Here is a 12747-nt window from a genome sequence, read left to right as displayed (position 1 = left end):
CAAAGAACCATAGAGCTTAAAGTCCGACCGGTACATGCCGATGGAGGGTCATGAGGAACTTGACCATCGGAAGGCGACTCGGAGTCGGATTCTCCGTCGTCGTGCTCACCACGGTCGCGTTGGTGGTGACCGGTGTCGTGCAAGTTAACAAGATCAACGACAAGCTCACCGTCATCAACGACCAGAACGCCGTCAAACAGCGGTACGCCATCAACTTCCGGGGAAGCGTGCACGACCGTGCGATCGCGCTGCGCGACCTCGTCCATGCCACCGCGAACGGCGAGGTCGCCGCCGAGAAGACCGAGATCGAGGAGCTGGCCGCCAAATACGCCGAATCCGAGACGAAGATGAACGACATCTTCGCCGACGAGTCGATGGTCAGCCCCGCCGAGAAGGACGCCCTCGACGGGATCAACGAGGTCCAGGCACAGACCCTCCCCCTGGTCGACCAGGTCACCGAGCTGCGCGAGACCGGCCGCACGGCCAAGGCCGTCGCCCTGCTCAACGCCGAGGCCAAACCGGCCTTCACCGAATGGCTCCGCGTGATCAACGTGTTCATCGACCTGGAGGAGTCGATGAACCAGCAGGAGACCGCCACCGCCCGCGGCATCGGCGACGACTTCCGGACGCTGATGATCCTGCTGCTGGCCGCCGCCATGGCCGTCGCCGCCGCGATCGCCTGGTGGGTCACCCGCAGCATCACCCGCCCGCTCGGCCAGGCCGTCGACGTGCTCGCCTCGGTCGCCGACGGCGACCTCACCCAGCGCCTCGACAACCGGTCCGCCGACGAGGTCGGCCAGATGAGCCGGTCGATGAACACCGCCCTGGACTCCATCGGCGCCGCCATGCGCGGCCTCGCCGACGGCACCGACACCCTGGCCATCACCAACGAGCGCATGGGCCGGCTGTCCGTGCAGCTCGCCGACGGCGCCCGGGAATCGTCGATGCAGGCCGACCTGGTCGCCGCCTCCGCCGACGAGGTGTCACGCAACGTGCACACGGTCTCCGCCGGCTCCGAGGAGATGGGCGCCTCCATCCGGGAGATCTCCACCAGCGCCAACGAGGCCGCCATCGTCGCCTCCCGCGCCGTCACCGCGGTGCAGACCACCACCGCCTCGGTGTCGCGGCTCGGCGCCTCCAGCCGGGAGATCGGCGACGTCGTCAAGACGATCACCAGCATCGCCGAGCAGACCAACCTGCTGGCCCTGAACGCCACCATCGAGGCCGCCCGGGCCGGCGAATCCGGCAAGGGCTTCGCGGTCGTCGCCGGCGAGGTCAAGGACCTGGCCCAGGAGACCGCCCGGGCCACCGAGGACATCGCCCGCCGGGTCCAGGCCATCCAGGCCGACACCGCCGGCGCGGTCACCGCGATCAGCGAGGTCGCCGAGGTGATCGAGCAGATCAACGAGTACCAGACCACGATCGCGTCCGCGGTGGAGGAGCAGACCGCCACCACCAACGAGATCAACCGCAGCGTCTCCGAGGCGGCCGGCGGCTCCGGCCAGATCGCCGCCAACATCGGCAACGTGGCATCGGTCGCCCGCAACACCACCGACCTGGTCAACCAGTCCGACCAGGCCGTACAGGAACTCGGGCAGGTCACCGGGGAACTGCGCACGCTGGTGGCGAAGTTCCGGTTCTGACACCGGTTCGACGAAAAAAGGGGCCTCCCCGAATGGGGAAGCCCCTTTTTGACACCTCACCACGGCGCCGCGGCCGGTACCGGACGGCCCAGGTACTCAAGGGGGCGGCCGGCGGCACCGGCCGCGGCGAGCTGACGCCATATTGCTTGATCATGATGACTGTCGCATCTGGCCAATCACCTAGGGGGTGCCACCGCGTCTACGTAGTAGCCGGTATGGTGCGCCGATGATCGGGGACCACAGCGGCGAACTGCCGCTCGATCTGAGCCCGTTCGTCGGCCGCGACGACCTGCTCGCCGCCGTGACCGAGCGACTGCGCCGGACCCGGCTGCTCACTCTGACCGGTCCCGCCGGCGTCGGCAAGAGCCGGCTGGCCCTGCGCGCCGCCGTCCGGCTCGGCCGCGTCCGCTACGCCGACCTCGCCACCGGCGCCCCACTGTGGGCACACCTCGCGGCCGCCCTCGGCATCCCCGACCACGACACCGCCCACCCCGACGCGGTCTTCGCGCACCTCGCCGGGCTGCCCACCGTCCTCATCCTGGACTCCTGCGACCGGATCCCCGGGGCCGCCGACGCCACCACCGCGCTGCTGCGCGCCGCACCCGGGCTGCGGATCCTGGCCACCGGACGCCGGCGGCTCGGCATCGACGGCGAGTACGCACTGCCCGTACCCCCGCTGGGTCCGCCGGACGCGGTCCGGTTGTTCCTCGACCTCGCCGAAGCCGGCGGCGTCGCCGCGACCGCGCTGACCGACCGGGCGGCCGTCGAACGGCTCTGCACCGAACTCGACGGACTGCCGCTGGCGATCAAACTCGCCGCCGACCGCGCCCGCACCATGTCCCTGACCGAACTCACCGAACACACCGCCGACCGGTTCACCCTGCTGCCCGGCCTGCGCACCGCCGTCGACCTCAGCCACCGGCAGTGCACCCCGCAGGAACGGCAACTGTGGGCCGCCTGCTCGGTGTTCGCCGCCCCGTTCACCGCGGCCGCCGCACCCGGCGACCTCGACGGGCTGGTCGACAAGTCGGTGCTGACCGCGGCCACCGACACCCACCCGGCCCGGTTCACCATGCTGCGCACCCTGCGCGCCTACGGCCTCGAACAACTCGGCGACACCGCCGGCGCCGCCCGCGACCGGCACCGCGACCACGTCCGCGACACCCTGGCCGCCGCCGCCGACAGCTGGTTCGGCACCCGGGAACTGAGCGTGCTGACCGCCGTACGCGACGAACTGCCCGACATCGTCGCCGCCATCGACCACAGCCTCGCCACCGGCGCCGACCACGACGCCCACACCCTGGCCCGGGACCTGATCCGCACCCGCGCCCCGTTCGTGTTCGGGTTCCTCGACGTCGCCGTCACCCAGTTGGGCCGCACCCGCGACCTCGACGGCGACCCGCTCGCCACCGCCCGCGCCGTCTTCGCCGGCGACCGGCACACCGCCCCGCTGCTGGCCGCGATCGGCGCCGCCTTCACCGGCGATGCGAACGCGCGCGATCTCGCCGCCGACTGCCGGCGACGAGCCGAGACGGCCGGCTCCCCGGTGGCCCTGACCTGGGCGCTGTGGGCCACCGCCCTGGCCTGCCACCGCGACGGCGACCAGGACACCGCCGCCGGGCTGCTCACGACGTGCCTCGACACGCAACGGTCCTTCGACGACCGGTGGGGCCAGGCGTGGAGCATCGAACTCGCCGCCTGGATCATCGCGGCCCGCGGCGACGACACCGACGAGGCCGGCCGAGCCGCCTGGCTGCTCGGCGCCGCCACCGCCCGGCACCGCGGCCTCGGCATCGACCTGACCGGCATCCGGGCACTCGACGACGCCCGCACCCGGGCCCGGGACCGCATCGAGACGCTGCTCGGCCCGGACACCACCGCCGCCGAGACGGCCGCCGGCGAACAGGGCCACGACCACGCCATCCGCATCGCGCTGGGCGAACCCGTCTCCCGCCGCGCGTCCGCCCCACCCGGCGGCGGCCTCACCACCCGCGAACGAGAGATCGCCGGCCTGGTCGCCGAAGGGCTCACCAGCGCCCGGATCGGGGCACGGCTACGGATCAGCGCCCGTACCGTCGACACCCACATCCGCAACATCGGCGCGAAACTCGGCCTGGCCAACCGGGCCGCCATCGCCGCCTGGGCATCCTTGCGCTGACCTACTGGCCGCCGCGGTTGATCGCCCGGCCCGCACCGGCCACCACGGTGGTCGCCAGGATCCAGCCGGCCGCCATCACCGCCAGCGTCACCGCCTTGTCCACGCCGACCGGATCCCACGCCTTGTCATGACCCAGATCCACCAGCGGCACCAGCACATCCACGCTGTACAGGAACGGATCCCAGGTCGGCGACTCGTCCGGCTTCACCGCCCGCAACGGACCCGACCAGGCGAACCAGCCGGTACTCGCCGCCACCACCGCCAGCAGCCACAACAGCGCCCGGCCCGGCCGGTAACCGAACCCGATCGTCACGTTCTGCACCGCACCCCACAGCGCGCCCAGCCGGCCCTTCGCCCGGTGCCGCAGCCGTTCGCGCACCACCAGCACCTGCCGGGCCTCCTGCTCCCGGCCGTCGCGCCGCAACGCCGCCGCCAACTGGTCGTACGGCCCCAGCGCGGCCCCCGTCGTGAACCGCGCCATCCAGTCCAGACGCTGCCCGGCCGTCCACCCGTCCACATCCTCCGACCGGCGGGTCAACCGCTCATAGGTGAGCCCGTCCAGCTCCACCCGGCAACCGCTAGGCCAGTTCACCGGATCGTCGACCAGCCGCCCCACCCGGGCGTCACGCAGACTGATCGTCCCCGTCGACTCCGCCGCCGGCCGCAACGTCAGCATCCGCGCCTGCGTCTCGATCAGCAGCAGCGCATGCCGGCCCGCACGGCCGCGCAGCACCGCCCGCTGCAACGTGATACTGCCGGCCACCCGGGCACCGATCAGGTTGACCTCGCCGTCAGCGACCAGATCGTGGCTGAAGAACCCACCCCCGACCACCATCCCGCCGGCATTGACGGCCGCCCCGGTGTCCGCCGCCGCACCACACCTCGACCTGGTCAGATCCACGTTCCCGCCGACCCGGGAACCGGCCAGCCGCAACCCCTGCCCGACCGTCGCGTCCCGGATGATCACACCGCCGCCGACCTCGGCCCGCTGCAGATAGACCGAACCCTGCACGACACTGCGATCCAGCTCCACGGTCCCGTCGATACGGGCCGGCAACATCCAGATGTCGCCACCGACGCTCAGATCCCGGCCCGCGAAGTCACCCGCCACCCGCAGCCCGTCGGCCTCGATCCCGGGCAGCACACACTCGTCCAGGTTCACCGACAACAGCTCGGCGTGATCCAGGCACAACTCCCGCTCGAACACACACCGCCGCAACCGGACCGGCGCCTCGATCCGCATGCCGGTCAGATCCAGGGCGCCGGTGATCCGCGCATTGGCCAGATCCAGGCGGCCCGGCCCCCGCAACAGCCCGGCCAGAAACGCCGCCTCCACGGTCCGGCCGGCCAGATCCAGGCGCGTACCGGCCCGATAGGCGCGGCGCACCCGGCTTTTGATCGTCACCCGCCGATCTAAGCAAACCCTTTCCGGTACGGGCTACGCGCTCTACCGGGACCAGACCCGCGAGCACCTGCCACCGGCGGGCCGCGGCGCGCCCACCGGCGCGAATCGGTGGTCCAGGCCTGCCACCATGATCGAATGCACCCGACCGCAGCCGACCTCGCCCACCTGATCCGCGACACCGGCCGCGTCCGCGTCCTGACCGATCCGTCCACCCCACTCGCCGACCTCACCCGCTACGAGGCCGTGACCTCACTGGTCGAGGCCCTGCGCGCCGACCCGCACGCTGACGTGATGGACTGGATGCAGTGGCCCGACCTGTGGCTCGAACTCCACGACGTCGACAGCCGTCCCCTGGTCACCCTGGGCCTGCTGAGTCCGGACTGGATCCGCTGGGACCCGCACGGCGACTTCCGCCTGGCCGACCACACCGCCCTGACCACGTGGCTGTCCACCTGGACCGCCCGGGGCTGATCAGCGCACGACTTTCGTTCGGGGTGAGCTCGCGTGGCAGGTCTGCCCGGCGGGCGCGGCACAAGGCCCGCCGGGCAGACGATCGCGAATCTTGTACGGCGGGTTCGCGTAGCCCGTACCGGAGAAAGGTTTTAGGAACGCACGACGGCCTGGATGGTGTCGAGGGCCTTGAGCCGCTCGGCGCCCGTGCCGAGCAGGCCGTCCGGGATGATCAGCTCGTCGAGGCCGATCGCGCGGTAGCCGTCGACGGTGCGGGCGATCTCGGAGGCGGAGCCGCCGTAGACCGGGACCGGCAGGTGCTGCGGCAGCGGGCCGTCGGCGACGACCAGCGCCTGCGCGGTCCGGCCGATCGCGCGAGGGTCGCGGCCGACGGTGGCGCAGTGCTCGTCGAGGATCCGCGACTTGTGGGCGATCGTGTCCGGCAGGCCCCACGTGTTCCACAGGTCGGCGTATTCGGCGACGACCTTGAGCATCCGTTTCTCGCCCTTGGCGCCGATCAGGATGGGCAACGGGTCCTGGACCGGCTTGGGTTCGCAGACCGCGCCGGTGAGCTGGTAGTACTCGCCGGTGAAGTCGGTGGTCGGGGTGCGCAGCAGGCCGTGCCACACCTGCAACGCCTCGACGAACCGGTCCAGCAGCTGTTTCACCGGGGGCAGGTCGATGCCGTACTGGTGGTGTTCGTTGACCTGCCAGCCGGCGCCGACACCGAAGACGAACCGGCCGCCGGTGATGTGGTCGACGGTGGCGGCCATGTTCGCCAGCACCGCCGGATGCCGGTAGGTGTTGCCGTAGACGAGCGTGCCGATGCGCACCCGCGGGATCGCCGCGCCCAGGGCGGCGGCCAGCGAACCGGCCTCCAGCATCGGAGTTTCGGGCCGTTGGCCGATCGGCAGGTTCGGCATGAAGTGGTCGGCGATGTAGACGCCGTCCCAGCCGGTGTCGGCCGCATGCCGGGCCACCTCCAGGATGCCGGCGTACGGCTGGGACGCGCTGGGCCAGATCGAGAGTCGCATGATCGAAACCTTGCCAGACCACCCGTACGGGTGGCGGCGCGGTTCACCTAGGATGCCCGCCATGCGGGCGAACGGGGAGACGGCAATCGTTCCCATGAGGGCGATGACCGGGGGCGAGACCCTGGACGCCGCGGTGGCGCTGCTTCGGCAGCGGGCACTGCCGCTGCTCGCCGTGGCCGCGCCCCTGGCGATTCTCGAGCAGGCGGTGCTGTTCGTCTGGCGGGCGATGCTGGATCTGGACCCGCCGATCTACTGGCCGGACGAGCCGTCCCTGCCCTGGTGGATGATGATCTCCGCCGGGTTCGCCATGGAGGCGTTCGTGATCGCGCTGCTCGGCGCGTACGCGGGCGCCGCCGCCGGCCCGGCGCTGCTCGGCCGGACGGTCTCGCACTTCGAGGTCTGGCGCCGCTACCGGCCGCTGGCGGCGATCCCGCTCGCCCTCGTGCTGGGCGCCGTGGCGTACGCGGCCACGTTCGGCGGCTTCCTCGGGCTGATCCTGATCTGGGCGCTGTTCGGGCTGGCCCCGGCCGTGCTCACGTTCGAACGGGCCCGGAACCCGATGATCGCCGTCGGCCGGTCCGCGGCCCTGTCGACCCGGGCCGGGATGCGCGCCGGTGGGTTGCGGCTGCTCGGCTACGGCGTGTGGCTGGCGATCCGGTTCGCGCTGGGCACCGGCTGGACGGCGGTCGCCGAGACGCTGGGCACGATCCCGGGGTCGCAGACGTGGATGGTGTGGGCGGTGCCGGCCGCGTGGGCGTTCGCCAACACGATCGCCTACGCGGCGCTGGCCTGCCTGGACGCGGTGCTGGTGGCGGAGACACGGATTCGTACCGAAGGGCTGGACATCGCGGTGGGCCGGGCCCGCAGCCGCGGCGAGGACGGGACGGCGGCACTGGTGGTGGCCAAGCGATGAGAGGGTACGACGAGTTCCTGGGCCGGGTCTTCGAGGTGATCCCGCCCGGCCTGATGCTGTTGATCCTGCTCGCGGTGACCGGCCTGGTCGCGGCGCTCTGGTACTGGCATCCGGCGTGGGTGTCGTGGCGGTTGCCCCGATTCACCTGGAAAAAGCCGAGCTGGAAGCGGTGGCGCCGCAAGAAGAAGGCGAAGCACGGGAAGAAGAAGGAACCCGTTCTCAAATCGGCCAAAGCAGATAAGAAGCGCAAAGAAACAAAAGCCCCGGCTCTGGTACGGCAGTCGACGGCTGACCGGCTGGCCTCCGAGGGCCGCTACGCCGAAGCCATCCGCGAACGCCTGCGCGACACCGTCGCCGACCTCACCCGCGCCGGCGTGATCGACCCCGAACCCGGCACCACCGCCGCCGAACTGACCACCGCCGCGAGCACCGGCCGCCCGCGACTCAGCCCCCCGCTGACCGGCGCCACCGGCCTGTTCTCCGAGATCTGGTACGGCCACCGCCCGGCCGGCCGCGGCGAGGACGAGAAGATGCGGGAGATGACCGCCGAGGTGCGCGCCGCCCTGCAACCCGGACCGGGAGCCGACCGATGAAACGCTGGATGCGGGTCGCGATCCCGTTCGGGCTGCTGACCGCCGCGGTCACCGGCACCCTGATCGTGCACGCCGTCGAACAACCCGACCCCGACGACCCCGAATACCTGACGCCGGTGCACGTCCAGCAGATCAGCGGCGGCACCCTGGCCGAACGCCTGGTCGCCGAGGGCGTCACCGTCGAGCGAGCCACCACCACCGAGCAGGCCGTCAGCGCCGTCACCAAGGCCGGCCGGGCCACCCTGTTCCTCTCCACCCCCGACCTGGCCGACCTGCCCGAGCTGCGGAAACTGCCGCGCGGCACGAACATCGTCGCGGTCGCCCCGTCCGAGCTGACACTGCGCCGCATCGACTGGCCGGTCACGGTCGAGGGCAGCCACTGGACCAGCACGGTCACCGACCCCGGCTGCGCCGACCCGGTCGCCGCGGCCGCCGGCCCGGCCGCCGTGCTGCGCACCGAGTACCAGGCCGACGTCGGCACCACCTGCTACGCCGGCGGACTGGTGTCGTTCAGCCACAACGGCCTGTTCGTGACGGTGGCCGGCTCCCCCGACCCGTTCCGCGACGACCGGATCGCCGAGCACGGCAACGCCCCGCTCGCCGTCGGGCTGCTGTCGCGCGACACCCGGGTGGTGTGGCTGGACGTGCACGAGCCGGACGTCACCCCGACGACACCGCCGCCCACCCAGCCGACGTTCGAGTACACGCCGGACCCCGACGCCACCGACGACTACTACGACGACGACTACTACGGCGACGGTGACGGCGGCTACGGCGAACCGGGCGAGGGCGACGGCCAGGGCGAAGCGGAAGGCGAAGGCGACGGGGAAGGCGAGGGCGACAGCAGCGCCGGGGGCGGCAGTTCGCTGCGCGACGACCCGTTGCTCAACTCGCTGCCGTCCACGTTCTGGGCCACCCTGCTGCTGCTGGTGCTCATCCTGATCGCGCTGGCCGTCGCGGCCGCCCGCCGCCTCGGCGCCCCGGTCGCCGAACCGCTGCCCTCACAGGTCCCGGCGAACGAGACGATGCTCGGCCACGCCCGCCTCTACGCCATCGCCCGGGCCCGCGACGAGTCGATGCTGGTGCTGCGCGACGCCACCCGGCGCCGGCTCACCACCCACCTCAACCTGCCGGCGGACGCCGGCACCGAGCAGATCGCCCACGCCGCCGGCCTGCCGGTCCGGTACGTCCGCGACATCCTCGACCGCGATCCGCCGGAGTCCAACAGCGACCTGGTCGAGGCCGCCACCCTGCTGCAAGGCCTGGTCCGCGACGTGACCGGAACCCACCCCGAAGAAGGAGACCCCTCGTGACAACCGATTCCCCGCACGCGCGCGAGGCGCTGAGCCGGCTGCGCGCCGAGGTCGGCAAAGCCGTCGTCGGCCAGGACGCGGTGGTCAACGGGGTCCTGGTGGCGCTGCTGTGCGGCGGCCACGTGCTGCTCGAAGGCGTACCCGGTGTCGCGAAGACGCTGCTGATCCGGGCCCTGTCGACCGCACTGGACCTGGACACCAAACGGGTCCAGTTCACCCCCGACCTGATGCCCGGCGACGTCACCGGCTCACTGATCTACGACGCGCACAGTGCCGCGTTCAACTTCCGGGCCGGGCCGGTCTTCACCAACCTGCTGCTCGCCGACGAGATCAACCGGACGCCGCCGAAGACCCAGGCCGCGCTGCTGGAGGCGATGGAGGAACGGCAGGTCACCATCGACGGCAACCCGCGGCCACTGCCGCAGCCGTTCCTGGTCGCCGCCACCCAGAACCCGATCGAGTACGAGGGCACCTACCCGCTGCCCGAGGCCCAGCTCGACCGGTTCCTGCTGAAACTGTCGGTGCCGCTGCCGCAGCGCGACGAGGAGCTCAACATCCTGCGCGCCCACCACCGCGGCTTCGACCCGCGGGACCTGAAATCGGTCGGCATCCAGCCGGTGGCCGGGCCCGCCGACCTGATCTCCGGCCGGTACGCCGTCCAGCGCGTCGCCGTCGCCGACCCGGTGATCGCCTACATCGTCGACCTGTGCCGGGCCACCCGTACCGCCCCGGCCCTGGAACTCGGCGCCTCCCCGCGTGGCGCGACCGCCCTGCTCGCGGTGTCGAAGGCGAACGCCTGGCTCAACGGCCGCGACTACGTCGTCCCCGACGACGTGAAGGCGTTCGCCGTACCCACCCTGCGGCACCGGGTCCGGCTGCGCGCCGACGCCGAACTCGACGGCGCCACCGTCGAGGGTGTGCTCGCCACCGTCCTGGCCGCGGTCCCGGCGCCCCGCTGATGGTCACCAGGCGCTTCGCGCTGCTGCTCGCCTTGGGCCTGCCCGCGCCGGTCCTGCTGCCGCAGCCGTGGCTGGCGCTGGCCGCGGTGTTCGGGTTCGCGCTGCTGCTGGCCCTGCTCGACGCGGCCGCGGCCGGCCCGCTGACCGGGATCCGCCTGGAGCGGGCCGGTGAACGGACCGTGTGGCTGGGCGGCTCCGCCACGGTCACGCTGACCGTCGCCAACACGAGCCGGCGTACGGTCCGGCTGCGGCTGCGCGACAGCTGGGTGCCGTCGGCCGGCGCCGCCCCGCTGTACCACCGGCTCACCCTCACCCCGAAAGCGGCCAAGACGGTCGCCACCGTGCTGACCCCGACCCGGCACGGCGACCGGCCCGCGGTCCGGGTCACGCTGCGCTCGTCGGGGCCGCTCGGGCTCGCCTACCGACAGCGCCGCCAGGGGTGGAACGAGAAGCTGACCCCACCGTGGACGCTGCGGGTGCTGCCGCGTTTCCCGTCCCGGCGGATCCTGCCGGAGAAACTGGCCCGGCTGCGGGTGGTCGACGGGTCGGCGGTCACCCGCGGGCGCGGCCACGGCACCGAGTTCGACAACCTGCGCGAGTACGTGATCGGCGACGACGTCCGGTCGATCGACTGGCGGGCCAGCGCCCGCGCCCACGACGTGGTGGTACGCACCTGGCGCCCGGAACGCGACCGGCGGGTGTTCTGCGTGCTGGACACCGGCCGTACCAGCGCGGTCCGCATCGGCGACGCACCCCGCCTGGACGCCTGCATCGACGCCGCCCTGCTGCTCAGCGTGCTCGCCACCCGCGCCGACGACCGGGTCGACCTGCTCGCCCTGGACGCCGCCGTCCGGGCCCGCGTCGAGGGCGGCGGCCACCGTTCCAAACTCGGCCGGCTCATCAACGGCATGGCGTCGCTGCACCCGGAACTCGCCGAGACCGACTTCACCCTGCTCGGCCAGGAGATGCTGCGCCGCGACCGCAAACGCGCCCTCCTGGTGATCTTCACGGCGCTGGACACCGCACCGATGATCGCCGGGCTGCTGCCGATCCTGCCCAAGCTCGCCACCCGCCACAAGGTGATCGTGGCGGGCGTCCGCGACCCGATCGTCACCCGGCTCGCCGAACTCCCGGCCGACGCCAGCGCCACCGACGTGCACCAGGCGGCGGCCGCGCACCGGGTGCTCGCCGAACGCGACCGGGTCCGTGACGTGCTCGCCCACTCCGGGGCGACCGTGGTCGACGCGGACGCGGGCGACTTCGCCGCCCGCGTCGCCGACGTCTACCTGCTGCTCAAGGCGTCCGGGCGGCTCTGACCCTCCAGGTGGGCCGCCCGGCCCCGGACCAGCGCGTACGCCAGGAACAGCCCCCACAGCCCGGCGCCGATGCCGACCCGCACCATGGGCGGCAGCGGCGACGGGGTCACGTACGCCTCCAGCAACCCGGCGACCAGCAGCACCCCGACCAGCCCCACCGCGACGATCATGCCCTCCTTCGCCCAGTGCACCAGCGACTGGCGGCGGCTCAGCAACGGCCCCGGCGCGATCCACGACCAGCCGATCCGCAAGCCCACCGCCCCGCCGATGAACACGCTGGTCAGCTCCAGGAACCCGTGCGGTGCGATGTAGACCAGGTAGATGTCGCCGGCCCCGGCCTCGACCATCGCGGCGCCCATCATGCCGATCGCGATCAGGTTGCTGGCCAGCAGGTAGAACACCGGCAGGATCAGCACCCCCGACGCCAGGCACTGGGCGGTCAGCATGGCGTTGTTGACCCACACCGCGGAGAAGAACGTCTCCGCCCGGTACTCGCTGTAGTAGGTGACGAAGTTGTCGACCAGCGCCGCCTCGTCCGGCCGCTGCCCGAAGTAGGTGGCGATCAGGTCCGGCCGCTGCGACACGTAGCTGATCAGCGCCCACCCGGCCGTCATCATGATCATTGTCACGGTGATCCACCACCACCGGGTACGGTACAGCGCCGCCGGGAACCGCGTCGTCACGAAGCCGGCGACCGGCCGCCACGACAGCCGCTGCCGCCGGCTGATCGCGGCCCGCCCGGCGAGCACCAGGCGCGACAGGTCGGCCAGCACCACGGCGTCCGGCGTACGGCTGCGCACGATCGACAAATGGGTGGCCGCCCGCTGATACAGAAGCACCAGTTCGTCGGCTTCGGCCGGGTTCAGCCTCCGCTGGGTGACCAGCACCTCGAGCCGGCGCCACTCACCGCCGTGCTCGGCCACGTACGCATCCAGATCCACCCTCGCACCTTAAACGTCGATC

The 12747-nt window shown here is 72.1% G+C and carries 11 protein-coding genes; 8 read left to right on the top strand and 3 right to left on the bottom strand.

What is annotated here, in order from left to right; all coding sequences use genetic code 11:
* Positions 1–50: 50 nt before the first annotated feature.
* Complete coding sequence (locus BJ964_RS35235) at positions 51–1643, top strand: methyl-accepting chemotaxis protein (protein WP_188124674.1); 1593 nt, start codon at positions 51–53, stop codon at positions 1641–1643.
* A 226-nt stretch (positions 1644–1869) separates the two neighbouring features.
* Positions 1870–3801, top strand: coding sequence for an ATP-binding protein (locus tag BJ964_RS35230; RefSeq protein ID WP_188124673.1), 1932 nt, complete (start codon positions 1870–1872; stop codon positions 3799–3801).
* 1 nt (position 3802) lies between these two features.
* Here the strand turns inward: BJ964_RS35230 and BJ964_RS35225 are convergent, their stop codons facing one another.
* On the bottom strand, positions 3803–5206 hold the full coding sequence (locus BJ964_RS35225; protein WP_188124672.1) for a hypothetical protein: 1404 nt from the start codon (positions 5204–5206) through the stop codon (positions 3803–3805).
* Positions 5207–5341: 135 nt separating this feature from the next.
* Here BJ964_RS35225 and BJ964_RS35220 point away from each other — a divergent pair, with 135 nt between their 5' ends.
* A complete protein-coding gene (locus BJ964_RS35220) occupies positions 5342–5677 on the top strand; it encodes a hypothetical protein (RefSeq protein WP_188124671.1) in 336 nt (111 codons plus the stop codon).
* A gap of 131 nt (positions 5678–5808) precedes the next feature.
* Here the strand turns inward: BJ964_RS35220 and BJ964_RS35215 are convergent, their stop codons facing one another.
* Positions 5809–6690: an LLM class flavin-dependent oxidoreductase gene (locus tag BJ964_RS35215; RefSeq protein ID WP_188124670.1), complete on the bottom strand. Its 882-nt coding sequence runs from the start codon at positions 6688–6690 to the stop codon at positions 5809–5811.
* A gap of 103 nt (positions 6691–6793) precedes the next feature.
* On the opposite strand from BJ964_RS35215, the gene BJ964_RS35210 reads away from it, so the two are divergent.
* From BJ964_RS35210 to BJ964_RS35190, 5 genes are read left to right on the top strand one after another with little or no spacing between them, the layout of a single operon-like run.
* On the top strand, positions 6794–7603 hold the full coding sequence (locus BJ964_RS35210; RefSeq protein WP_188124669.1) for a hypothetical protein: 810 nt from the start codon (positions 6794–6796) through the stop codon (positions 7601–7603).
* Complete coding sequence (locus BJ964_RS35205; protein WP_188124668.1) at positions 7600–8196, top strand: DUF4129 domain-containing protein; 597 nt, start codon at positions 7600–7602, stop codon at positions 8194–8196. The genes BJ964_RS35210 and BJ964_RS35205 overlap by 4 nt, the downstream gene beginning before the upstream one ends.
* Complete coding sequence (locus BJ964_RS35200; RefSeq protein WP_188124667.1) at positions 8193–9509, top strand: DUF4350 domain-containing protein; 1317 nt, start codon at positions 8193–8195, stop codon at positions 9507–9509. The genes BJ964_RS35205 and BJ964_RS35200 overlap by 4 nt, the downstream gene beginning before the upstream one ends.
* Entirely contained in the window at positions 9506–10468 is a 963-nt protein-coding gene (locus BJ964_RS35195) for an AAA family ATPase (RefSeq protein ID WP_188124666.1), read from the top strand. The genes BJ964_RS35200 and BJ964_RS35195 overlap by 4 nt, the downstream gene beginning before the upstream one ends.
* Positions 10468–11784: a DUF58 domain-containing protein gene (locus BJ964_RS35190; RefSeq protein WP_188124665.1), complete on the top strand. Its 1317-nt coding sequence runs from the start codon at positions 10468–10470 to the stop codon at positions 11782–11784. Before BJ964_RS35195 ends, BJ964_RS35190 begins: the two co-directional genes overlap by 1 nt.
* Here BJ964_RS35190 and BJ964_RS35185 read toward each other — a convergent pair.
* Positions 11751–12725 carry a stage II sporulation protein M gene (locus tag BJ964_RS35185; protein WP_188124664.1) on the bottom strand — a complete coding sequence of 325 codons (975 nt, stop codon included), beginning with the start codon at positions 12723–12725 and terminating at the stop codon, positions 11751–11753. The two genes, BJ964_RS35190 and BJ964_RS35185, sit on opposite strands and share 34 nt — an antisense overlap.
* Positions 12726–12747 lie beyond the last annotated feature (22 nt).

The sequence above is a fragment of the Actinoplanes lobatus genome, assembly GCF_014205215.1.
In the GTDB taxonomy this organism is placed as follows: domain Bacteria; phylum Actinomycetota; class Actinomycetes; order Mycobacteriales; family Micromonosporaceae; genus Actinoplanes; species Actinoplanes lobatus.
This window is presented reverse-complemented; position numbering and strand designations above follow the sequence as displayed.